Genomic DNA, 23462 nt, shown 5'->3' on the forward strand with positions numbered 1-23462 from the left:
AATGTTGTACCGGGTATGGTGATCTCAAAAAAATACAAAAAGATAGGCTTGTTTGCCGGCATTGTAACGCTGGCTGTTGGTGTTGCGGCTTTTGACGATGACCTTTTCCAGATCTCGAAAAACCTGGATGTTTTTGCATCAGTTTATAAAGAAGTTAATATTAACTACGTTGATAACGTTAACTCGGCCAAACTGGTAAAAACCGGCGTAGATGCTATGCTGGATGGTTTGGATCCCTATACCGAATTTGTACCCGAGTCGGAAATTGAAGATTATAAGCTGCACTATGTAAGTACCCAATACGGCGGCATTGGCGCAAGCATTTTTACCCGCAACGGCAAAGTATACGTATCTGATGTATTTGAAGGTTTCCCGGCGCAAAAGGGCGATATACACCCTGGTGACCAGGTGCTAAAAATAAACGACATTGATCTTAACGGAAAAAACAACGACCAGGTAAGCCTTTTGCTCAAAGGATCAAAAGGGGCGGCCATCAAGCTCTTTATTAAACGCGATAATGTTCCTCAGCCTTTTGAAAAAAACCTGCTGCGCGATGAAATAAAACAGCCAAACGTATCCTACTTTGGTATGGTGCAGGGTAATATGGGCTATATTAAGCTGGATAAGTTTTTAGAAAACTCGGCAGCAGAAGTAACCAACGCCCTGGTAACCCTAAAAAAGAATAACCCTAATGGCATCATCCTCGATCTGCGTTCAAACGGTGGCGGTATTTTGCAGGAGGCTGTAAAAATCGTAAACCTTTTTGTACAGAAGGATGTAGAAGTGGTATCGCAAAAAGGAAAAATAAAAGAAAAGAATTTTACTTACAGCACCGTAAGCACGCCGCTTGAGCCAAACCTGCCGTTAGTAGTATTGGTTAACAGCCATTCGGCATCAGCGTCAGAAATTGTTGCCGGCTCGTTACAAGACCTTGACCGGGCTATTATTATTGGGCAACGCAGCTATGGCAAAGGCCTGGTACAGCAAACTTTTAACCTGCCGTATAACAGCCTGGTTAAAATTACCATTGCCAAATATTATATCCCATCGGGCCGTTGCATCCAGGAGCTGGACTATACACATCGTAAGGACGATGGCAGCGTGGTTAAAGTTGCCGATTCATTAATCCACGAGTTTAAAACTAAAAATGGGCGCTCGGTTTATGACGGCAGCGCCATTTACCCGGATATTTTTATTAAACAGGAAAAATTTGCCAATGTAACCCAGGCGCTGGTGGGTAAGCTGCTGATATTTGATTACGCCACCGTTTACCGCGATAAGCATGCTAAAATAGCCGATACAAAATCGTTCGTGTTATCTGATGGCGAATACGGTGATTTTGTGAAATACCTGGCCGATAAAAACTACAACTACACCACCTCATCAGAAAAGGTACTGAACAGCCTGAAGACCGAAGCCACCAAAGAAAAACAGTTTACCGACATACAGGCGGAGTACGATGTGTTGAAAGCCAAGCTGATGGCTACTAAAAAGAACGACCTTCAGCTACATAAGGACGAGATTAAGCAGATACTTGAAAACGAAATAGCCTCCCGCTATTACTACGAAAAGGGCCGCTACGAAGTAAACTTTAAATACGATAAAGAACTGGCCCAGGCCGTAAAAACCATGCAGGACAAAACCCAGCTGGCATCCATCCTTAAAGGCGAAGGCAATTACAAAGTAATTGGTAAACCGATGCTGGCCATGGCAGGTAAAAAGGTTGCGGCCGAGAAAGACACCGACGACGACAATAACTAAACTCCGCAACTGACACTCAGCCCCTCTGAAATTATTGTAACTGATTAGTTACTCCCCCGGCCTATGCTTTAAACTAAACTTTTTCTGTTGGCTATTGTCATACATCCAAACAAAAACGATAGCACTATGAAAAAGATAATTTTAACAGCCGCGATATTTTTAGGCTGTTTAGCAATAAAGCCCGCAAGCGCCCAGATTAGTTTAAATATTAATATTGGCAGCCAACCCGAATGGGGGCCAACCGGTTATGACAGGGCCGATTATTACTATATGCCCGACATTGATTCATATTATGATGTAAACGCGCATCAGTATGTTTATTTTAACAATAATGTATGGGTGCACTCGGTTGCGTTACCGCCCCGTTACAGCAATTACGATGTTTACCATAGCTACAAAATGGTAGTTAATGAGCGTACGCCATGGGTACATAACACGGTTTACCGTACCAAATACGCAAACTATAGGGGTAGACATGACCAAACTATTATCCGCGACAGCCGCGAGGTTAAATACAAAAACCATTGGACAGGTAATGGCCGGGGCAACTCGCGCAAGGTAATTATACATAAAGAAGTACGCAAAACCAGCCATGGCAATAAAGGGCATGGCCACAAAGATTAATTTTTGATTGCTAATTTTTTTAATCAAAACAGGCTTCCGATAAAATGGGGGCCTGTTTTTTGTGTATTGACCATGCGTCTCGCATGGAGGTTTGATTTATATTAAACTTTTTTGATTTAATATTGTCATACATCCAAACAATGCTACCTGTTGGCAATCTATTGATGGTTAACAAGGGGCACTACTTAAAAAGCAAAACAAATGAAAAAGATCATCCTGTCGGCAGCTATATTATTAAGCTGCTTCGTTATTAAAACAGCCAGTGCCCAGGTAAGCGTAAGTTTAGGGGTAAACATAGGCAGCCAACCGGCCTGGGGGCCTGTTGGATATGATTACGCCAATTATTATTACATGCCCGATATTGATACTTACTATGATGTGCCAACACATCAATATGTATACTTTGATAATAATGTGTGGGTACACCGCGCCTATTTACCGGTACGTTATCGTAACTATGACTTATACCACAGCTATAAAGTGGTAATTAATGAGCGCTCCCCATGGGTAAGAAACGATGTTTACAGAACAAGGTATGCCAGCTACAGGGGCCGTCATGACCAGGTTGTTATACGCAACAGCCGCGATGTCAGGTATGCCAATTACTGGAGAGGCAATCATGACCGTAGGGTAGCGTACACCCGTGGTAATGGCCACTTCGATAATGGAAACCATGGTGGCCGCGGGCCACAGTTTCATGGCAACGGCGGCGGTCATTTTGGTGGCGATCATGGCAACCATGGTGGCGGCGGTGGTCGTGGCAATCATGGTGGAGGTGGAGAACATGGCGGTGGTCATGGTCATCACTAATAACCAAATAAAAACAGCAAAACAGGCCTCCGGTAACATGGAGGCCTGTTTTGTTTAAAACGGGTTGGCAATATTTAGGCATCCCTAACTATTACAAACCGGCTGGTTTTTATTTATGTTTGTACGTTCCCAGTTCAATAACGGATGTATACATTATCAGAAGAAAATTATCTAAAGGCCATTTACCGTATCGCACAGCAAAAGGATGTTAAAATAACGCCAACTGCTATAGCCGAAGCGCTGGGTAATAACCCCGCCTCGGTAGTTGATATGATCAGGAAGCTTACCGAAAAGGAGCTGATTGCCTATGATAAAAAAGTTGGCGTAAAACTTACCCCGCAGGGTTTAAAAGATGCCATACTAATTGTGCGCAGGCACCGCCTTTGGGAGGTGTTTCTGTTAGAAAAACTGGGCTATCATTGGGACGAGATCCACGATATTGCCGAAGAACTTGAGCACATAAGCGATGCAACTTTGGCCGATAGGCTTGACAAGTTCCTGGGCTTCCCTGAATATGATCCTCACGGCGATCCCATTCCAAAAGCCAACGGAAAGGTGCCTAAATCATTTTCGGTAACGTTAACCGATCTTAAACCTGGTGCGGCATGTCGCGTGGCTGCCGTGCGCGATACCAGCAATTCGTTTTTGCAATACCTTATCAAGCTTAATATTGGTATAGGTACCCACATCCTGCTAATTGAAAAAATACCTTTTGACGACTCGCTGGTAATCAGTATCAATGGTAAGGAAAACACTACCGTGTCGCAAAAATTTGGCGAGAATATTTTGATTGATTGAGAGGCGGATTTTTTTCAAGCGAAGGCCCTAAGGAGCAAAGAAAGACAAACAAATACTTTGCGCCTTGACTTCTTTGCGTATTTGCGCGAAATAAATAGCCCTTCTGACTATTTGAAAAAAGTGTCATTTTTTTGTCTTTATTCCTTGCTATTTGCTCCAATTTATAGCCAAATCCCTGATTTACGTTATTCGCAATCTTGTTTTCATCTTATTTTCATATAAGCAATCTACCTTAGTTGTTGTAGAGGTGAGAGGTAACATTTTTGTTATAAACAAAATCATCCTACAGCGGGATTAGAGTAGTTTGATTTTTGACGATAAAAAATTTATTTTATGCTGGCAGTAAAAACTTTAGGTAACAATTTAACCACCTACAAACGTAATGTACACGCTATGGGTGATAAATTTGAGATTAGTGTGGTTGGAAGTGATCCTTTATTGGCCAATGAACAAATAGAAATCGCTATCGACGAGATCAACCGGGTCGAAAAACTGCTTTCGGCTTTTGGCGACCACAGCAATATTAAACAAATTAACCGCGAAGCCGGTGTGGCCCCGGTAAAAGCCAATGGCGAAATTTTCAGGTTAATTAGCCGTGCTTTACAGATATCTGAACTTACACACGGTGCTTTTGATATTACCTATTTCACCGGTAATACCGGCAACGATACAACTTCGGTTGAAAACGTGACTGTTAAAACGGCCCCATACTCGGTAATGCAAACCAACTATCAAAATGTTGTACTTGATGCCGGCAAACAAACTATTTTTTTAAAGGAAAAAGGTATGCGCATTGGCTTTGGAGCCAACAGTAAGGGATACGCCGCCGACAGGGCAAAATTTATTTTGCAAATGAATGGCGTAAGCAGCGGCGTTATTAATTCAGGTGGCGATTTGCTAACCTGGGGCACACAGCCTAATAACAAACCATGGACGGTAGGCACTGCTGATCCGGAACAGCGGAAACAACCATTTGCCCACCTTAACATTAGCAATATGGCGTTTGCCACATCGGTAAATGCCGAAAAATATGCAAGCATCAGCAAGAAAAAATTTCAAAGTATTGCCAGTGCCAATAAAGGTTTCCCGGTAAGCGAAATTAAAAGCGTAAGCGTGCTTAGCCCAACCGCCGAATTGGCCGATGCCATGGCATCTCCTATGATTAGCATTGGCATTAACGCCGGCATGTATTTAATTAACCAGCTAAATCAAATTGCCTGTGTTATTATTGACGACCAGGACCGCGTTTATATGTCAAAAGGCATCAGCATATAAAACCTTTAATCTTATTTATTTTAAACCAATCATAATTATTCCGGCAAGCGTGTAATCACTTGTTTGTATAAGCATTTTCCCTTGCTTAAATAAACAGGTGATAATTGTTATCAACAGTACCCCCAATTTGGGTATTACTGTTTATATTGACCGATATTTGAATATAATTTTAAGTTTTTCTTCCTCTCAATGGTAAAGTGGTTTGCGTATATTGTACTGTTATTGATATTTACGCCACATTTATCTGATGCCGGTACTACAAACAGCCCATCAAATCCTGTTGAATACCATCATACGGTTACGTTGCAGCATCATAATTTACCGGCCGATACTACGTTATCAAAAAGTAAAAAAGAGCAGGAAGAAAAAAATAAAATTAAAGAGGTAGCTAAAGCAAAACGGCAGGCCAAGCCCGCAAAGGTGAATGAAAACACTCTACCTGTGGCGCCCAAACCTAAGCCGAAAAGACAGCGCCGGCCCGAAGGGCTGGAGCGTCCGCCGGAAATACCTCGACGAAATGGCGATTAAACAGGTGGTTAACAAACAATTTACCAATTTTTGATGAAGTACCTTTGCTTATTTTTTTTTATTGCCGGCAGTAATGCCTTATATGCCACAGGTATTAACACCCGGTTTTTGACCGGTGGCAACATCCATATTGTGGCCGATACAGATACCATCATCAGGAAAAAATCTGTTTCGGTGGGGGTGAATTATGGCAGCGACGCCCTCTTTTTCGGACGTACCAGCCCTGTTAAATATCCCTTTGTTACCGGCGATGTTATTTATAACAGCAAACAAGGTTTTTTTGCGTATGGTTCGGTATTAAAGGTTTTGGGGTATGCGCCGGTTGATGAAGTTGATGTTGGCGGCGGATACTTTTACAAACTGTCTAAAAAGTTTTCGGGCACGGTAAGCTATACCCGGTTTATTTTTAATAAGCAAGCCAACGTAATCAAATCGGCTTCGTCAAATGATATTAACCTGAAAAACTCATATGATTGGAAGTTTTTGAAAACCAGCGTTATTGCGGACTACCTTTTTGGCAAATCAAACGATTTTTTTGTTACCGTTACAAACTCCAAATACATTGAAACAAGTTGGAGCATTTTTGATGATCAGGATTACCTTTCATTTAATCCATCATTCAATTTTATAACGGGAACCCAAAATTTTGTGCAGCGATACTCTGTAGACCATCGTTTTAAACAGGATATTGACAACATATATGTGTACGATGATGCAAACTCCGCACGGTATAACCGCAAGTTTAAAATGCTTAACTACAGCTTTAAGGTGCCCATTGCTTATAACAGGCCCCATTACACCCTTGAGGCTTCATGGCGTTATTCTATTCCGGTTAACGTAGAGGGGATGCTCGAAAACCATAAAGAATCGTTTTTTAACTTTACATTCTTCTACTTGTTTTATTAATACCAGCGCATGAATGTTTTAATTATTGAAGACGAAAAAGCGCTTGCACAGGAACTGGAGATATTTCTGACCAATTATAACTACATCTGCGAGGTTTGTTATAATGGAGCTTCGGCGTCAGAAAAAATTGCCACCAATTTATATGATTTTATACTGATAGATTTGGGTTTGCCTGATTACGATGGGCTCGATTTGTTAAAAGAGGTAAAAAAACAGGGTTTGGATGCGGCCTGTATCATATTAACCGCCCGCGCCGAAATCAACGACCGCATTAAAGGGCTTGACCTGGGTGCCGATGATTACCTGCCCAAACCATTTTCATTGCTTGAGCTGCAAAGCCGGATGCAAGCTATTATTCGCCGCAAGTTTGGGGTTAAAAATAATATTATAGACCTGGATGGTTTCCTGATTGATTTAACCAACCGCACCATATCATACGGTACAAGCATGGTTAATACCATCACCAAAAAAGAATTCGACCTGATTGCTTACCTCATCCTGCATAAAAACCGCACGCTTACCAGGATGCAGTTAAGTGAACATATTTGGGGCAGTGTGGTTAACAACGATTACGACTCCAATTATATAGATGCACACATTAAAAACATCAGGAAAAAATTAAATGCATTTGCATCGCCCGACTGGTTGGAAACAGTGCGGGGGCTTGGATATAAAATAAAGATAAACGCTTAATTATTTGAAATTAAGAACAAAACTTACACTGTTTAACGCCATATCAAAACTGGTGATTGTGATACTTTTTGTATTGCTTGTACCTGTATTGATTAAAAACATAAGTAGCAGTTACGTTGATAGTAAGCTGATAAAACAAAAAAACAAACTGCTGCAAATTGTTAAAAGCCAGGGCATTGAAACTTATATAGTAAACGGCGAAGGCTATGGAAGTTACCTCCCGCTTAAAGATGAATACATAAGCCTTGATGAGGTTGACCCAAAGTATTTTTTAGATACCATTCAACGTGGTAAACGTCTTTTTAGCGAGGGCGACACGCTTGAGTACCGGATATTGAGCCATACTTTTAAGGTAAAAAACAAAAATTACCTCCTGGAAATTGGCAAAAGCGTTGATACCCTTGATGAAACCAGCATCCCCCTGCAAAACCTGGCTTTCCAGGTATTATTAGGCATGATATTGCTCACCGTACTTGCCGACCAGGTTTACTCCAATTATGTGCTTAAACCATTACGCATCATTATTAAAACCAAGCTTGTAGGCCAAAGGTTCCCAAATTTCCAGTCATACCGAAAGGTGCGCACCACTACATCAGATTTTGAGCATCTTGACCTGAGCATCCACAATATGATTGAGACTATTGCCGATAAATTTCATAAGGAACGCGAATTTATCTCCAACGCATCGCATGAGCTGATGACCCCGATATCTATCCTTCAGTCGAAAATTGAAAACATGTTTGAGGAGGAAGATATAAATGACGAGTTAAAAGTACGTTTGCTGGAGATGCAAAAAATTCTTAACCGGCTCAAAAGCATCACTAAAACCCTGCTCCTGATATCGCAAATTGAGAATGAGCAATTTTTAAAAGAAGATAAAGTTTCGGTAAGTGAGTTGTTGCAGGATGTTTATGACGAAATCTCCATTCGCCTTCAGGATAAAAACATAAGCTATGAAGTTTCGGTGCCCGATAACTGGTATATGGTAAACATTAATAAGTTCCTGCTTTTTAACCTGTTTTTTAACCTGATTAACAATGCTATAAAATATAACCGCGAGGATGGCAGCATCAGGGTTGCGGCAGTGGCCGTACATGATAAATTTATAATAAGCATAACCGATACCGGGATAGGAATAGATGCCGAAGCGCTGCCTTTGATATTTAACCGCTTTAAAAAATTCCGCCAGTCGCTGCAACAGGATAGCTTCGGCCTGGGGCTGCCTATAGTAAAATCTATAGCCGGCTTCCACAATATCGAAGTTGATGTAGTATCCGAAAAAGATGTAGGTAGTACTTTTAAGCTCATTTTTCCGGCTACATTGATAATTGTTAGTTGATCAACCCTTCGTATTCCTCTTGTTGTATCGGGAATTTTACATTTATGTACTAAAAATTAGTCAGCCTATTAGATTAAGGCTAAACAATAATCATTTTTCAAATCGCCACTTTCGTAATTGTTAATAAAATAAAGCAGAAGTGTGTATTTGTCTTTATTGGCAGTCAATTTATGCCAGTTTTGCGTTTGGCACCTGCTTTGCAAACGGAAGTATATATATACATATTATTATTATGAAATCTCTAAAAATTAAGGTAGCAACTTTCAGTTTGGCATTAGCTACGGTTGGAATATTAGGCTCGGGCTGTAATTCATTAACCAAAACACAAAAAGGGGCTGCTATTGGCGCTGGTGCCGGTGGTACTGTAGGCGCTTTTATTGGTAAGGCTGCGGGTAACACTGCTTTAGGTGCTATTATTGGTGGCGCCGTTGGTGGTACCGCAGGCGCATTTATTGGCCGAAATATGGACAGGCAGGCTGCGGAAATTAAACAAACAGTTCCCGGTGCTACGGTAACCCGCGAAGGCGAAGGTATCCTGGTGAAATTTGACTCGGGCATTTTATTTGATACCGACAAATCGGCTTTAAAAGCCGAAGCGCAAAGCAATTTGCAAAAACTGGCTGTATCGCTTCAAAATAACCCCGAAACTAATATTTTAATTGTTGGCCATACAGATAATACAGGAAGCGACGCGCATAATATGGATTTATCCATTCAAAGGGCTCAAGCTGTAAAATCGTACATCGCGGCCCAAAATGTTCCTGCATCACGCCTGCAAACTTCGGGCAAAGGTGAAACAGAGCCAATTGCCGATAACACAACAGTTGATGGACGTTCAAAAAACCGCAGGGTGGAAATTGTAATTGTTGCCAACTCAACAATGAAAAACCAAGCTAAACAATCGGCTCAATAATATAATAGTTAAGATAGATTTAAAAAGAAAAACCTGGCCTTTGCGACCAGGTTTTTCTTTTTTTGTACGCCCGGCACGGGCGCAAACTATAGGGTGAATACCTCCAATGCAAGGGTTAACCAAAGGCACTGGGGGGAGTAGCTGACTTCCTACTTCGGCCCGTAAGTTACTATCGGAATGATCATCTCTTCCAACGAAATTCCCCCGTGCTGGAAGGTTTCGTTATAAAAGTTAACAAAATGATTGTAGTTGTTCGGGTACACAAAATAACTATCCTCCTTGGCAAATACAAAGCTCGAGCTTAAGTGCAGCTTGGGCAACATAGCATCGTGCGGATTGCGGATGTGGAACACTTCTTTAGCGTTATAGTTCAGGTTTTTGCCTTGTTTGTAACGTAAATTGGTATTGGTATTCCTGTCGCCAACAATTTTGCTTGGGTTTTTTACGCGGATGGTGCCATGGTCGGTTGTAATAATTACACGCACCTGTTTCTGGGCCAAAAACTTCAACAGATCAAACAGGGGCGAATGCTCAAACCACGAGAGTGTTAATGACCGGTAAGCCGCATCATCACTTGCCAGCTCGCGTATCATCTGCATATCGGTACGGGCGTGCGATAGCATATCAACAAAGTTGTAAACAACTACATTCAGCTCATTGTTCATCAGGTTGCTAACCGACTCATTCAGCGCACGGCCTTCATCGATATTTAGAATTTTGTGATACGAGTACTTGCAGTCGCGGCGTAAAACGCGCTTTAAATGATCGGCAACAAATTCCGATTCGTAAAGGTTTTTACCACCTTCATCCTCATCATTTTGCCACATTTGCGGGTAGCGTTTTTCCATATCTAAAGGCATAAGGCCGCTAAAAATAGAATTACGGGCGTATTGCGTTGCTGTAGGTAAAATACTGTAGTAAGTATCCTCCTCCTCCATCCTGAAATATTCGGAGATGATAGGGTTGATGATCTTAAACTGATCGTAACGAAGGTTATCTATCAATATAAAAAACAGCGGCCCTTTGCCATCCATTTTAGGGAACACCTTCTTTTTAAACAACTGCGGGGAGCTTGTAGGCGCCGAATCGGGATTTTTTATCCAGTTTAAATAATTGCGCTCAATAAATTTGCAAAACTGCATGTTGGCTTCGGCCTTTTGCATGGTCAAAATCTCGTGCATGCCTGCATCTTCCAGTTTTTCCAGTTCCAGCTCCCAATAAATGAGTTTTTTATAAACGTCAACCCATTCCTGATGGCTCAGGTTATCGTTCAGCGTCATGCCCAGCGTGCGGAAGTCCATTTGATAGGCCATAGTAGTTTTTTCGGTTACCAGGCGTTTATTTTCCGTTAGCTTTTTAATGGTAAGCAGTATTTGTTTGGGGTGAACCGGCTTAATCAAGTAATCATCTATTTTTGAGCCGATGGCATCTTCCATCAAATATTCTTCTTCGTTTTTGGTTATCAGCACAATAGGCACATCATTATTGATGTTTTTTATTTGCTGCAGTGTTTCCAGCCCGGTAAGGCCCGGCATATTCTCGTCTAAAAAAACAAGGTCGAAATAGCCGCTTTTGAAAGTATCAACAGCATCGTTGCCATTGGTTACGGTGGTAACTTTATAGCCTTTTTCGCTTAAGAACAATATGTGTGGTCGTAACAGGTCAATTTCGTCATCAGCCCATAAAATGGTGGTATCTTGCATAGTATCTGGATTAAAAATATTCTGAATCAGAATTTTCAGGATTTGAGAATTTTCAGAATTATTGAATTTGGCGAATAAGATTAAGTTAAGTCAAATATCCTGTTTTTAATCAGTTATATTCTGTTAATTCTTAAATTCTGGCAATTCTGATTCAGACAGTAAACCCCAAAGAGACGCTTTTGTTGTTGATTAGTAAAGGTATTAACAAAATTTAACAAACATCACCGGCTTATTTTACCTTTGTTTTACATTTTTGCACTTTACTTAATCCATTGAACAAAAAGAAAATAATAAACGATCCGGTTTACGGTTTTATCAGCATTCCAACCGAACTGATATTCGACCTGATTGAACACCCTTACTTTCAGCGGTTAAGGTACATTAAGCAATTGGGGATGACGCACCTGGTTTATCCCGGCGCGCTGCACACCCGTTTTCATCATGCCATAGGTGCTATGTACCTAATGGACACCGCTATAGAAACCCTGCGCAACAAAGGCCACAACATAAGCGACGAAGAAGAAGAGGCGGTTACCATTGCTATATTGCTGCACGATATTGGCCATGGTCCATTCTCGCACGCCCTGGAGCGTACCATTATTGAGGGGATTGATCATGAGGATATCTCATCTATGCTGATGAACAAACTCAACCAGCAGTTTAATGGCCGTTTAACCATGGCTATAAGTATATTTAACAATACTTTCCCCCGTAAATTTCTGCATCAGCTGGTATCAAGCCAGTTGGATATGGACAGGTTGGATTATCTTAACCGCGATAGCTTTTTTACCGGTGTATCCGAAGGGGTGATCAGCTCCGAACGGATCATCAAAATGTTGAATGTTAAGGACGATCATATTGTAGTTGATGCGAAGGGCATTTACTCGATAGAAAAATTTTTAATTGCCCGCAGGCTCATGTACTGGCAGGTTTACCTGCACAAAACCGTAATTGCCGGCGAAGAGTTGTTGGTGAAGATATTTAAACGCTGCCGCGAGCTTACCCTGAAAGGCGAAGACCTTTTTGCTACACCTGCGTTAAAGCATTTTATAAAAGGAGGCATCAGCAAAGAAGCCTTTATGAACCAGGACCATCACCTGGAAACTTTTGCCAGTTTGGATGATACCGATATTATGGCAGCCGTAAAAGTTTGGGCGGGGCATAACGATTTTATACTATCAACCCTGGCGCAAAACCTGGTGCAGCGTAAGTTGTATCATGTAGATATCAGCAATAAGCGCCCCGATAAGGAGTTTGTAAACTCCCTTATAAAAAAGGCGATGAAAAAATACAGCATAAGCGAGCAGGATGCCGGATACTTTGTTTTTACTACATCTATACGTAATAATGCCTATACCGCCGGCGATGGCAACATAGGCATATTGATGAAAGATGGCCATGTACATGACATTACAACGGCCAGCGACAACTCTAATTTAGAGGCATTAGCAAAAACCGTAAAAAAATACATACTTTGCTATAGTAAGGAACTGATTTAGTGAGTGGAGAGCGGTGAGTAGTGAATGGTTGACAATGATTTTCCTAACCATTCACTACTCACCGCTCACCACTCACAATTAATATTTGCTGCTTTAATTATAACATTTAAATTTGTCGATGCAATTTACTGCCCAGGATATAAGTTTTCTGCTTAACGGAACGGTGGAAGGTGACCCTTCGGTTACCGTTAGTCAGTTAGCTAAAATAGAAGAAGGGGCCGCCGGCAGCCTTTCTTTTTTGGCCAACCCCAAATATGAGCAGTATTTATATACTACCAATGCTTCTGTAGTTATTGTCAATAATGATTTACAACTTACCGGCCCGGTAACGGCCACGCTTATCCGGGTTGAGAATGCCTACAGCGCGTTTTCGGTATTGTTGGAGAAGTACAACACGTTTAAGCTTAACAAAAAAGGTATCGAGCAACCTTGCTTTATACATCCAACAGCCCAGATTGGCGCCGAGCCTTACATAGGGGCATTTGCCTACATCGGCCTTAACGCAAAAATTGGCGATAACTGCAAAATTTATCCCAATGTTAACATATCTGATAATGTAACCATTGGTAACAACGTTACCTTATTTTCGGGCGTTACGGTTTATTTTGATTGTGTGATAGGCGATAATGTTATTGTACACTCCGGTGCCGTTATTGGAAGCGATGGTTTTGGTTTTGCCCCTAATCCTGATGGCACTTACACTAAAGTAGCCCAGATAGGTAACGTTATCCTGGAAGACGATGTTGAGGTTGGTTCAAATACCACTATCGACAGAGCAACCATGGGATCGACAGTGATACGCAAAGGCGTAAAATTGGATAACCTGATACAGATAGCCCATAATGTAGAGATAGGTGCAAATACCGTAATTGCCGCGCAAGCGGGCATTTCGGGAAGCACTAAAATTGGCGAGAATGTGATTATGGGCGGCCAGGTTGGTTTGGTTGGTCACATCAGCATTGCAAACCGTTCGCAGTTCCAGGCACAGTCGGGTGTTAGCAGAACTATTGCCGAGGAAGGAAAAAAATGGGCCGGTACGCCGGCTACGCTATACAGCGCAAACATGCGTTCAAACGTGGTCATAAGCCGCCTTCCCGAATTGGAGAAAAGAATAAACGAATTAGAAAAAATAATAGCAGAATTAAAGAGGGACAGTCATTAGTCATTGGTCATTAGTCATTGGGTTTTTGCTTGATGACTATCTGAACTGTTCACCAATGACTAATGCCCAATGACCAATAATATGAATGTAAAACAAAGAACCATTAAATCACCTGTATCGGTTTCGGGTACCGGCCTGCATACCGGTCAAAGGGTAACCATGACCTTTAACCCGGCACCAGAGAACCACGGCTATAAATTCAGGAGGATTGATATACCAGGCTCGCCAATAATTGATGCCGACGTTGATAATGTAACTGACACATCGCGTGGCACTACCATTTCTCAAAATGGGGCTACCGTGAATACTGTCGAGCACGTATTGGCTGCTTTGGTAGGTATGGAGATAGATAATGTGCTGATTGATATGGATGGCCCGGAAACGCCTATAATGGATGGCAGTTCTATCCAGTTTGTCGACATCATAACCGAAACAGGTTTTACCGAGCAGGAAGCAGACCGCGAATATTACCACATACCTTACAATATCCATTACTCCGAGCCTGATCGTAAGGTAGAAATGGTTGCCATGCCTTTAGACGATTACCGCTTTACCTGTATGGTTGATTACAACTCACAGGTATTGGGTAGCCAGCATGCCAGTATCTCGAGCATTACCGAGTTTAAAAAAGAAATTGCATCGTGCCGTACCTTTTGCTTTTTGCACGAGCTTGAAATGCTGTTAAAGCACGACCTGATAAAAGGCGGCGATTTAAACAACGCTATCGTGGTTGTTGATAAAGAAGTTGACGAAGAAGAGCTTGCCCACCTGGCCAAGTTGTTTAACCGCAAGGACATTAGTGTTGCGCCGCAAGGTATTTTAAACAATGCCGAACTACGCCACCAAAACGAGCCCGCCAGGCACAAACTGCTGGATATGATTGGCGATTTGGCCTTGGTTGGCGTGCCGCTTAAAGGCCATATTATGGCTGCCCGCCCCGGTCATGCTGCTAACGTAGCCTTTGCTAAAAAAATTAAGACCCTGATTAAAAAAGAAAAAAGCCGTAAACAGGTTAAAGTTTACGATGCCAATGCTAAACCGGTGTATGATACCGTTGAGATTATGGGCTTGTTGCCGCATAGGCAGCCTTTTTTAATGATTGATAAAATATTGGAACTGACCAAAAACCATGTGGTAGGGGCTAAAAACGTAACCATTAACGAGGAGTTTTTTAAAGGTCACTTCCCGGGCGCACCAATATTTCCAGGCGTATTGCAAATTGAAGGTATGGTACAAACGGGCGGTATATTGGTGTTAAACACCGTACCCGACCCGGAAAATTACCTGACCCTGTTTTTAAAGATCGAGAACGCGCGCTTTAAAAGTAAAGTAGTGCCGGGCGATACCATTATTTACATTTGCGATCTGCTGGCGCCAATCCGCCGTGGTATTGCAACCATGAAGGGTGTTGGTATGGTAGGTAACCGGGTTGTTGTTGAGGCCGAGTTAATGGCACAAATTGTAAAAGTAAAAGGAAACGAAGCATGATCCAGCCTTTAGCATATATACACCCACAGGCAAAAATTGCCGATAACGTGGTGATTGAACCTTTTGTTACCATTCACAAGGATGTTGAAATTGGCGAGGGTACCTGGATCGGTTCCAACTCCGTAATCATGGATGGAGCCCGGATAGGCAAAAACTGCCGTATTTTTCCCGGTGCCGTAGTCTCTGCACCGCCACAGGATTTAAAGTACAAGGGCGAGCAAAGTACGGTATCTATTGGTGATAATACCACTATCCGCGAATGCGTAACCCTTAATCGTGGTACCGCTTTAGATAAAAACACCACCACCATAGGCAGCAATTGCCTGCTGATGGCTTATGTACACGTAGCGCATGATTGTGTTATTGGCGATAACGTAATTATTGCCAACGCAGTACAGTTGGCAGGCCACATTAATGTGTACGATTATGCTTTCATCGGCGGGTCATCGGCCGTACACCAGTTTGTAGAAATTGGCGCACATAGTATGATCTCGGGCGGATCGTTGGTACGTAAGGATGTACCCCCATTCACCAAGGCCGGCCGCGAGCCATTATCTTATGTGGGTATTAACTCCGTAGGCTTACGCCGCAGGGGATTTTCGGCTGCTACCATAGCCGAAATCCAGGAGATTTATCGTATCCTGTTCCTTAAAAAATATAACGTCAGCAAAGCCCTTGACATCATTGAAGCAGAGTTTACACCAAGTGTTGAACGCGACGAGATCATCAACTTCCTGCAAAACTCGCAAAGAGGTATCATGAAGGGGTTTGGGAATTCTTAAGAAAGTCCATGGTCTATAGTCGATAGTCCATGGTTCTTTTTTCTTTTTTTACATATCATAATTCAACTATCGACCATCGACTATGGTCTATGGACTAAATCTTCCAAATGACCATCACCCTCAACAACATCGGCCGCCGCTTTAACCGCGACTGGATTTTCAGGGGGGTTGATCATACGTTCACTCCCGGCGAATCATACGCTATTCTTGGTCCTAATGGGTCGGGCAAATCTACCTTGCTACAGGTTTTAAACGGGAGCCTGTCGCCATCTATCGGCACAATAAATTATGCCCTCCAGGATAAACCTATCGAGATTTCGCAGGTGTTTAACTACCTGAGCCTTGCTGCGCCATACCTGGAAGTGATTGAAGAATTTACGCTAAGCGAAATGGTCGATTTTCATTTCAAATTTAAAAACTACAAACTGGGGCTTGATAAAAAGCAACTAATCGAACTATTAAATCTCCCCAAAAGCGAGCATAAGCTTATTCGTTACTTTTCATCGGGCATGAAACAACGCCTTAAACTGATCCTTGCCTTTTGCTCCGATACGCCCATGCTGATGCTTGATGAACCCACATCAAATCTGGATGCCCAGGGCGTTGACTGGTATTTAAGCCTGGTTGAGCGTTTTGCAACTGGCCGGCTCACCATCATTTGCTCCAACCAGGAGCACGAGTATGGCTTTTGCAAGCATAGGCTGAGTATATCGGATTATAAAAATTAGATAAACCCAATACCCAAAAGTAGCGTCATTGCGAGGAACGAAGCAATCCCGAACCATGTTAGTGGAGAACTTGCAAGGCCGCTTGGCATGTAGGGGATTGCTTCGTTCCTCGCAATGACGGTCAATTTATTGCACGGGTTATTCAGGGGGAAAGGGGATAGCCCTAAACATATTTTTGTCATAATGCTATAACTACTTTAATAAATCTCAAATCTCATATCAAACATCTCAATTCTATTCCCGTACCTTTAGGTAATCAAAAATAACAACTACTTATGATACCAGTTAAAGGATACGCGGCGCAATCGCCAACTACCAATCTTGCCCCATGGGATTTTGAGCGCCGGGAAGTTGGGCCTCATGATGTGCAATTTGATATTTTATTTTGCGGTGTTTGCCACAGCGACCTGCACCAGATTAAGAACGATTGGTTCCCGGGTATTTTCCCGATGGTACCAGGTCATGAAATTGTTGGCAGGGTTGTCAAAGTTGGCGACCATGTAAAAAAATTCAAAGTTGGCGATTTAGCCGGAACAGGTTGCATGGTTGACTCATGCCGGGTTTGCGAAAACTGTAAACAGGATTTGGAGCAATACTGCTTAAACGGCAGCTCGCAAACATATAACGGTCTGGAGCAGGACCATAAAACACCAACGTACGGCGGTTACTCCAACAGTATTGTGGTTAACGAAGATTTTGTACTGCATATTTCTGACAAACTTGACCTTGCCGCCACAGCGCCGCTACTGTGCGCCGGCATAACTACTTACTCGCCGTTAAGGCATTGGAAAGTTGGTAAAGGCCATAAACTTGCTGTTTTAGGTTTGGGCGGCTTGGGCCATATGGGCGTTAAATTTGGTGTTGCTTTTGGTGCCGAAGTTACTGTTTTGAGCACATCACCAGGCAAAGAGGCTGATGCAAAAGCATTAGGTGCGCATCATTTTGTGGTAACCAGCGACCCAAAACAAATTGAAGCTGCCAAAAACTCTTTTGATTTTATTTTGGATACCGTATCGGCACCGCATGATTTTAACATGTACCTGTCGTTGCTGCGCACCAATGGCGTACATATTTGCGTAGGTGTACCACCAGAGCCTGCCAGTGTGCAGGCGTTTAGCCTGTTGGGTGGCCGTAAAAGCCTTGCCGGATCGGGCATTGGCGGAATTGCCGAAACCCAGGAAATGCTTGATTTTTGTGCCGAACACGGAATTGTTTCAGATATTGAAATGATAGACATCAAAGATATTGATACTGCGTACGCCCGCATGGAAAAGGGTGATGTGAGGTATCGTTTCGTGATTGATATAGCTACGTTGTAAGATTTGAGCTATTAGATGTGAGATTTGAGACAGCTGCGGGTTTGGCAGTTATTTCAAATCTCATTTTTTAGGATTGCAAGGTGGGACCTTCGTCCAAAAAGTGCCTAAATTTTTCGCATGCTCCAAAAATCTCAAATCTCACGTCTAATATCTCAAATCTACTTTTCCACATCTCAAATCAAATTTCTAATTTTGCTCCTCAATATTATTTTATGGCCAAAGCATCAGATGTTAAAAATGGAAATGTGCTTCGCTTTAACGGCGAGTTAGTGCAGGTAGAAGAGTTTTTGCACCGTACACCAGGTAACTTGCGCGCATTTTACCAGGCCCGTATGCGTAACGTAAAATCCGGAAAATTAGTTGAATACCGTTTTCGTACCGACGAGGAGGTTGATATAGCCCGTGTTGAAACCAACGATTATCAATATTTATATGAGGATGGCGATTCATTAGTAGTAATGGATAACGCCACTTACGATCAGCATAACGTGCCCAAAGCTTTATTTGGCCCGGCGGTTAAGTTCTTAAAAGAGGGAATGAACGTTATTGTTGCCTTTGAAAGCGATGAGCCAATCATGGGTTCAATCCCGGGATCAGCCGAGTTGGAAATTACCTATACCGAGCCTGCCGTTAAAGGTGATACCTCGAGTGGTGCCCAAAAGAATGCCACGGTAGAAACCGGTGCCGAGATTCGTGTGCCTCTTTTCATTAACATTGGCGATAAGGTAAAAGTTGATACCGCTACCGGAACGTATGTGGAGCGCGTGAAAGCGTAGCCCACCCGTCCCATGAATGGGATCTTTCTATTTTGTATCTTATTATAAAATATATTTTTAACAACAAAGCCCGCATCGAAAGACCGGGCTTTGTTGTTTTTTAACCGGGCGTGCCAACATTTAAATAGCCCGGGCTGTTACATATTAAACTATTTGCCCGTCATTACAGTCATACAAACAAAAATAACCATATACACATTACACCATGAAGAAGCTATTCATCATTGCTACCCTGCTAACATTTACTTACGGAGCCTTTGCGCAGGCTGTTGATTTGCGCCGAAAAATTGAAGTTACCGGCCTGGCCGAGCAGGAAGTTACCCCTGATATTATCAACGTTACGATATCGCTGCAGGAATATATGGATGGTAAAAAACACATCCAGATCTCGGACCTTGAAGATCAGCTTGAAAAAGCGGTTAAGGATGCGGGCATACCGGCGGCCGATTTTACTGTCAACAATGTTTCGGCCTGGAATAACGCCGTCCAAAAAAAGAGACAGCCAGATTTTTTAGCCGGCAAACAATATGGACTGCGGATAAAAGACCTGAACAAGTTTAACCAGATTGTATCTAAAATAGATCCCAAAGGAATTCAATCAACCAACATCGATAGCTACGATTATTCAAAAATAAACGAGCTGAAAAACGAGCTGAAGCTTAAAGCCCTGCTCTCCGCCCGGGATAAGGCGTCCTTTTTACTCAGCGGACTCGGCAACAAACTGGGCGACGTGCTCAATATTATCGAAACCGATAACAGCAGTTTCCCTCAGCCACGCCAATACAACACTATGATGTATAAAGCTGCCGTTGCCGATGCCCCCCAATCCGACATCGACTTTAAAAAGATCAAGATCAGCCTGCAGATAAATGCGGTGTTTGAGATAAAGTAAGCCCCCGGTGCCCCTGAAAGGGAGTTTTTTGAACAAATAAAAAGGTCGTCCTAAGTTTTAAGGATGGCCTTTTATTTTGAAACTGGTTTCACGAAAATGAAGCCATTAAAGGGATGGGGTCAGAAGATTAATGATTTGTTGTAAATACAACGCACGCAAACATTATCCCGCAATAAAATGTTACCCCTAAAAAAAATCACAAAATTATGCAATGGTTTGGCAGGGGCGAAAGCGATAATGTAGAAGATCAGCGTGGCAGCGGCGGTGGTCGCGGTATAGCAATTGGCGGCGGGATCCTGGGCCTGATAGGGGCTGTAATTTATATGTTTACCGGGATTAACCCATCGCAGCTGCTTAACCAGAGCGGCGGCGACCAGCAACAGCAAACCGAACAATCGCAAAACCCAAATGCACCTGAAGACAACGGTAAAAAATTTGTACGCGTGGTACTTAAGGATACTGAAGATATCTGGGGCAAACTCTTTGCAGATATGGGCCGGCAGTACCGGGACCCTAAATTGGTTTTATTTACCGATTATGTACAATCGGCTTGTGGGAATGCCAGCTCGGCCACCGGGCCGTTTTATTGTCCCGGCGATGCCAAAGTTTATATAGATTTGAGTTTTTACGACGAGCTTAAAACGCGTTTTGACGCGGGTGGCGACTTTGCCAATGCCTACGTGATAGCGCACGAAGTGGGGCACCATGTGCAAAACCTGCTGGGTGTAAGTGCAAAAATGGACCAGGCCCGCAGCCGGATGAGCGAACGCGAATACAATAAACTGTCGGTAAAGCTGGAGCTGCAGGCCGATTTTTATGCGGGTGTTTGGGCCCATTATGAGCAAAGCATCAACAAAGTAATTAACGAAAAAGATATAGAAGATGCCCTGAACGCCGCTAACGCCATTGGCGACGACCGTTTGCAAAAACAAAGCCAGGGACATGTGGAACCAGACAGCTTTACCCACGGTACCAGCGCGCAACGCGTATACTGGTTTAAAAAAGGCTATGAAACCGGCGATGTAAAACAAGGCAACACGTTTGCCGATGACAGGTACGCTTTTCTGGCTAATTAGTTAGTCATTCGCTGCGTGGTCATTTGCTGCGCGTCATTGGTGTGCCGCTCCCAATGTAATTGGATTTGCATTTACTATTGTTAAATATCGCGAAATACCAGTTCGGCTACCTCTTCGCCAACCAGACTTCCCATGGCTACGCCCATGCCGTTACAGCGTACCGCGCAAAAAACATTGGGCTGTATAGCTTTCACTATCGGGCTTAGTTGTTCGCCGAAGCCCATGATGCCGCTCCACCAGTAATCAACCTCGGTTTTTTGATCGGGGAGGATAACTTCGGCCAAATAGGAAAAGAGTTTTTCCTTAACCTCATCTGTATGCCCAAACTCCCAGGTTTCTTCGGCCTTATAATTCAGGTTGCGGCCGCCGCCAAACAGCACACGGTTATCAATGTTCCTGAAATAATAGTACCCTTCATTAAAATGATAGGTACCCTTCAGTTTTAAACCATCTACAGGTTTTGTAACCAATACCTGGCCCCTGCCGGGCACTACATCCAATTCCGGGTACAGCTGGCCGGCAAATGCATTTGTTGCCAGTATTACCTTGCCTGCTTTAAAGCTACCCTGTGTAGTTTGCAGCCTAACGCAAGCGGCCTCGTGCTCAATTGCCAATACCTGTACGTTATTTAAAACCAGCACTCCCAACTCATACACTTTATACAATAAAGTCCGCATCATTTTACCGGTGTCAATCTGGCCTTCAAAGTGGTTATAAATTATGTTGGCCACATTATTGAAGCCAAAATCTGCAATTTTTTCATTCGCAACTGCATAAATGTCAGTTGTTCCGATAATTGGCTGCAATAATTTATTGAGATGATCAACCTTATCCAAAGCTATGTTTGCGGCCTGGGGTTCATCAACCATAAACAGCTCGTGCCCGCCGTGTTGATGGTAGTCGATATTCTTATCGCCAAGGTTTTGCCGCAGGCGCTGCAGGCCTCGCCATTTGTAATCAACCAAATGCATAGCTTCTGCTTCTGACGAGCGGTTTATTACCTCAATTTGCTCGCTAACTGTACCAAAACAGGCAAAGCCAGCGTTTTTAGTACTGGCCCCGCTTGGTAAAAAGCCGCGCTCAAGCACCAGTACTTTAAGCAATGGCTGTTGCTTTTTTAAATGCAGGGCGGCACTTAAACCCACCAGGCCGCTGCCGATAATAATTATATCGGCGTTATCAATAAAAGAAGTTCGCTCCCAGTAGGAAAACATTTTTTTTAATTCAAAAGTAAAAATTGCGCAGCACTCTTGAACACCATAAAAAAAATAAACACATTGTGAAAAATTCAAAAATCAAAACCTATCTCTGTAGGCATTACTTTTTAACATGCGTATTTGGTACGGAATGGTTTTTGAATGTGATAAGTTATAAATGCATGTGAAAGTACGTATACACACTAAGCTTAAGCGGCCTACCGCATGCCAATCATTTTTGAATTTTGACTTTTTAATTTTGACTTAACAAATGAATCACTTATCGTTTATAACAGCCTATATTGGATATAACTCTGCCTGGTTCCTGATGATCCTGGTTGCCATTGTTAGCTTTATAGTACAGTGGCGTTTTAAGAGTAAATTCAAACACTACTCAGAAGTTGGTTTGCTATCCGGCCTGTCGGGCCAGGAGGTAGCGGTTAAAATGCTGCGCGCCCACGGCATATTTGATGTACAGGTAATATGTGTTGAAGGCCAGCTTACCGATCATTATAACCCCGAAACCAAAACCGTTAACCTGAGCCAGGATGTTTTTTACAGCCGCAGCGTTGCCGCGGCTGCCGTTGCCGCCCACGAGTGTGGCCACGCCGTACAACATGCCCAGGCTTATGCGTGGCTTAGTTTCCGGTCGGCTATGGTACCGGTTATTAACATTGCATCAACGCTAACACAATGGACACTGCTTATTGGTGTAATGCTGCTCATTTTTTCGCACAATCCATTTGTATTGGCCATAGGTGTGGCCGCACTGGCATTGGTTACTTTTTTTAGCTTTATAACCCTGCCGGTAGAGTTTGATGCCAGCCGCCGCGCACTGGCCTGGCTTAACAATAACTATAGTATTGTACAAACTACAGAGGAGCATGAACAGGCTAAAGACGCCCTTTGGTGGGCGGCCATGACCTACGTTGTAGCCGCGCTTAGCTCGCTGGCAACATTGCTTTATTACGCTTCGTTTTTGTTTAACAGGCGGAATTAAAGGCCCGAAGGGCCTTGATGTGCAGATATGCAGATTTCAGATATGCAGATGATGAAAGCAAAAGAGGCCTTCCATACATGGAGGGCCTTTTGCTTGGCGCCCTTTTTAGCGAATCTGAAATCTGCACATCTGGAATCTGCACATTTTTTCCTACCTTACTGTAACCTAAGTAAAAGTCTTGTTGTCAGAGAGGT

The 23462-nt window shown here is 42.9% G+C and carries 22 protein-coding genes; 20 read left to right on the top strand and 2 right to left on the bottom strand.

The window, feature by feature from the left end:
- Positions 1–15: 15 nt before the first annotated feature.
- From PQ469_RS30255 to PQ469_RS30300, 10 genes are all read left to right on the top strand, one after another.
- A complete protein-coding gene (locus PQ469_RS30255; RefSeq protein WP_274210985.1) occupies positions 16–1761 on the top strand; it encodes a S41 family peptidase in 1746 nt (581 codons plus the stop codon).
- Positions 1762–1887: 126 nt separating this feature from the next.
- Entirely contained in the window at positions 1888–2385 is a 498-nt protein-coding gene (locus PQ469_RS30260) for a hypothetical protein (RefSeq protein WP_274210986.1), read from the top strand.
- A gap of 201 nt (positions 2386–2586) precedes the next feature.
- Entirely contained in the window at positions 2587–3195 is a 609-nt protein-coding gene (locus PQ469_RS30265; RefSeq protein WP_090638453.1) for a hypothetical protein, read from the top strand.
- A 144-nt stretch (positions 3196–3339) separates the two neighbouring features.
- Entirely contained in the window at positions 3340–3993 is a 654-nt protein-coding gene (locus PQ469_RS30270) for a metal-dependent transcriptional regulator (protein WP_274210987.1), read from the top strand.
- Between the two features lie 333 nt (positions 3994–4326).
- A complete protein-coding gene (locus PQ469_RS30275; RefSeq protein ID WP_090638462.1) occupies positions 4327–5268 on the top strand; it encodes an FAD:protein FMN transferase in 942 nt (313 codons plus the stop codon).
- 189 nt (positions 5269–5457) lie between these two features.
- Positions 5458–5796, top strand: a complete 339-nt coding sequence (locus PQ469_RS30280) for a hypothetical protein (protein ID WP_274210989.1) — start codon at positions 5458–5460, stop codon at positions 5794–5796.
- Between the two features lie 33 nt (positions 5797–5829).
- Entirely contained in the window at positions 5830–6702 is an 873-nt protein-coding gene (locus PQ469_RS30285; protein WP_274210990.1) for a hypothetical protein, read from the top strand.
- 9 nt (positions 6703–6711) lie between these two features.
- Positions 6712–7395, top strand: a complete 684-nt coding sequence (locus PQ469_RS30290; RefSeq protein WP_090638478.1) for a response regulator transcription factor — start codon at positions 6712–6714, stop codon at positions 7393–7395.
- A 4-nt stretch (positions 7396–7399) separates the two neighbouring features.
- Entirely contained in the window at positions 7400–8734 is a 1335-nt protein-coding gene (locus PQ469_RS30295; RefSeq protein WP_274210991.1) for a sensor histidine kinase, read from the top strand.
- Between the two features lie 232 nt (positions 8735–8966).
- Positions 8967–9647 carry a YiaD family glycine zipper/OmpA-like lipoprotein gene (locus PQ469_RS30300; RefSeq protein ID WP_090638488.1) on the top strand — a complete coding sequence of 227 codons (681 nt, stop codon included), beginning with the start codon at positions 8967–8969 and terminating at the stop codon, positions 9645–9647.
- A 149-nt stretch (positions 9648–9796) separates the two neighbouring features.
- Here PQ469_RS30300 and porX read toward each other — a convergent pair whose 3' ends face one another.
- Entirely contained in the window at positions 9797–11350 is a 1554-nt protein-coding gene (gene porX, locus PQ469_RS30305; RefSeq protein ID WP_147054524.1) for a T9SS response regulator signal transducer PorX, read from the bottom strand.
- Between the two features lie 272 nt (positions 11351–11622).
- On the opposite strand from porX, the gene PQ469_RS30310 reads away from it, so the two are divergent.
- From PQ469_RS30310 to ypfJ, 9 genes are all read left to right on the top strand, one after another.
- Positions 11623–12849 carry an HD domain-containing protein gene (locus PQ469_RS30310; RefSeq protein WP_274210992.1) on the top strand — a complete coding sequence of 409 codons (1227 nt, stop codon included), beginning with the start codon at positions 11623–11625 and terminating at the stop codon, positions 12847–12849.
- 118 nt (positions 12850–12967) lie between these two features.
- Positions 12968–14011, top strand: coding sequence for a UDP-3-O-(3-hydroxymyristoyl)glucosamine N-acyltransferase (gene lpxD, locus PQ469_RS30315; protein ID WP_274210993.1), 1044 nt, complete (start codon positions 12968–12970; stop codon positions 14009–14011).
- Positions 14012–14092: 81 nt separating this feature from the next.
- Positions 14093–15499 carry a bifunctional UDP-3-O-[3-hydroxymyristoyl] N-acetylglucosamine deacetylase/3-hydroxyacyl-ACP dehydratase gene (locus PQ469_RS30320; protein WP_090641564.1) on the top strand — a complete coding sequence of 469 codons (1407 nt, stop codon included), beginning with the start codon at positions 14093–14095 and terminating at the stop codon, positions 15497–15499.
- On the top strand, positions 15496–16281 hold the full coding sequence (lpxA, locus tag PQ469_RS30325; protein WP_090638506.1) for an acyl-ACP--UDP-N-acetylglucosamine O-acyltransferase: 786 nt from the start codon (positions 15496–15498) through the stop codon (positions 16279–16281). Before PQ469_RS30320 ends, lpxA begins: the two co-directional genes overlap by 4 nt.
- Positions 16282–16388: 107 nt before the next feature.
- Entirely contained in the window at positions 16389–17009 is a 621-nt protein-coding gene (locus tag PQ469_RS30330) for an ABC transporter ATP-binding protein (protein WP_274210994.1), read from the top strand.
- 275 nt (positions 17010–17284) lie between these two features.
- Positions 17285–18328, top strand: coding sequence for an NAD(P)-dependent alcohol dehydrogenase (locus PQ469_RS30335; protein WP_090638514.1), 1044 nt, complete (start codon positions 17285–17287; stop codon positions 18326–18328).
- A gap of 212 nt (positions 18329–18540) precedes the next feature.
- Positions 18541–19104 carry an elongation factor P gene (gene efp / locus PQ469_RS30340; RefSeq protein WP_090638517.1) on the top strand — a complete coding sequence of 188 codons (564 nt, stop codon included), beginning with the start codon at positions 18541–18543 and terminating at the stop codon, positions 19102–19104.
- Positions 19105–19309: 205 nt separating this feature from the next.
- Positions 19310–19996, top strand: coding sequence for an SIMPL domain-containing protein (locus PQ469_RS30345; protein ID WP_090638520.1), 687 nt, complete (start codon positions 19310–19312; stop codon positions 19994–19996).
- A gap of 206 nt (positions 19997–20202) precedes the next feature.
- On the top strand, positions 20203–21072 hold the full coding sequence (gene ypfJ / locus PQ469_RS30350) for a KPN_02809 family neutral zinc metallopeptidase (RefSeq protein ID WP_274210995.1): 870 nt from the start codon (positions 20203–20205) through the stop codon (positions 21070–21072).
- 80 nt (positions 21073–21152) lie between these two features.
- Here ypfJ and PQ469_RS30355 read toward each other — a convergent pair whose 3' ends face one another.
- Positions 21153–22286 carry an NAD(P)/FAD-dependent oxidoreductase gene (locus PQ469_RS30355; protein WP_274210996.1) on the bottom strand — a complete coding sequence of 378 codons (1134 nt, stop codon included), beginning with the start codon at positions 22284–22286 and terminating at the stop codon, positions 21153–21155.
- 253 nt (positions 22287–22539) lie between these two features.
- Between PQ469_RS30355 and PQ469_RS30360 the strand changes: the two genes are divergently transcribed.
- Complete coding sequence (locus PQ469_RS30360) at positions 22540–23268, top strand: zinc metallopeptidase (RefSeq protein WP_090638537.1); 729 nt, start codon at positions 22540–22542, stop codon at positions 23266–23268.
- The last annotated feature ends 194 nt before the right edge of the window (positions 23269–23462 follow it).

It is taken from the genome of Mucilaginibacter sp. KACC 22773 (assembly GCF_028736215.1).
In the GTDB taxonomy this organism is placed as follows: Bacteria; Bacteroidota; Bacteroidia; order Sphingobacteriales; family Sphingobacteriaceae; genus Mucilaginibacter.

Excerpts from the sequence above, each read along its gene's own strand:
- PQ469_RS30290 (WP_090638478.1), top strand. The coding sequence starts at position 6,712 with ATGAATGTTTTAATTATTGAAGACGAAAAAGCGCTTGCACAGGAACTG.
- ypfJ (WP_274210995.1), top strand. The coding sequence starts at position 20,203 with ATGCAATGGTTTGGCAGGGGCGAAAGCGATAATGTAGAAGATCAGCGT.
- PQ469_RS30335 (WP_090638514.1), top strand. The coding sequence starts at position 17,285 with ATGATACCAGTTAAAGGATACGCGGCGCAATCGCCAACTACCAATCTT.
- efp (WP_090638517.1), top strand. The coding sequence starts at position 18,541 with ATGGCCAAAGCATCAGATGTTAAAAATGGAAATGTGCTTCGCTTTAAC.
- lpxA (WP_090638506.1), top strand. The coding sequence starts at position 15,496 with ATGATCCAGCCTTTAGCATATATACACCCACAGGCAAAAATTGCCGAT.
- PQ469_RS30275 (WP_090638462.1), top strand. The coding sequence starts at position 4,327 with ATGCTGGCAGTAAAAACTTTAGGTAACAATTTAACCACCTACAAACGT.
- PQ469_RS30320 (WP_090641564.1), top strand. The coding sequence starts at position 14,093 with ATGAATGTAAAACAAAGAACCATTAAATCACCTGTATCGGTTTCGGGT.
- PQ469_RS30255 (WP_274210985.1), top strand. The coding sequence starts at position 16 with ATGGTGATCTCAAAAAAATACAAAAAGATAGGCTTGTTTGCCGGCATT.
- PQ469_RS30270 (WP_274210987.1), top strand. The coding sequence starts at position 3,340 with ATGTATACATTATCAGAAGAAAATTATCTAAAGGCCATTTACCGTATC.
- PQ469_RS30265 (WP_090638453.1), top strand. The coding sequence starts at position 2,587 with ATGAAAAAGATCATCCTGTCGGCAGCTATATTATTAAGCTGCTTCGTT.
- PQ469_RS30355 (WP_274210996.1), bottom strand. The coding sequence starts at position 22,286 with ATGTTTTCCTACTGGGAGCGAACTTCTTTTATTGATAACGCCGATATA.
- lpxD (WP_274210993.1), top strand. The coding sequence starts at position 12,968 with ATGCAATTTACTGCCCAGGATATAAGTTTTCTGCTTAACGGAACGGTG.
- PQ469_RS30260 (WP_274210986.1), top strand. The coding sequence starts at position 1,888 with ATGAAAAAGATAATTTTAACAGCCGCGATATTTTTAGGCTGTTTAGCA.
- porX (WP_147054524.1), bottom strand. The coding sequence starts at position 11,350 with ATGCAAGATACCACCATTTTATGGGCTGATGACGAAATTGACCTGTTA.
- PQ469_RS30280 (WP_274210989.1), top strand. The coding sequence starts at position 5,458 with ATGGTAAAGTGGTTTGCGTATATTGTACTGTTATTGATATTTACGCCA.
- PQ469_RS30285 (WP_274210990.1), top strand. The coding sequence starts at position 5,830 with ATGAAGTACCTTTGCTTATTTTTTTTTATTGCCGGCAGTAATGCCTTA.
- PQ469_RS30345 (WP_090638520.1), top strand. The coding sequence starts at position 19,310 with ATGAAGAAGCTATTCATCATTGCTACCCTGCTAACATTTACTTACGGA.
- PQ469_RS30300 (WP_090638488.1), top strand. The coding sequence starts at position 8,967 with ATGAAATCTCTAAAAATTAAGGTAGCAACTTTCAGTTTGGCATTAGCT.
- PQ469_RS30360 (WP_090638537.1), top strand. The coding sequence starts at position 22,540 with ATGAATCACTTATCGTTTATAACAGCCTATATTGGATATAACTCTGCC.
- PQ469_RS30330 (WP_274210994.1), top strand. The coding sequence starts at position 16,389 with ATGACCATCACCCTCAACAACATCGGCCGCCGCTTTAACCGCGACTGG.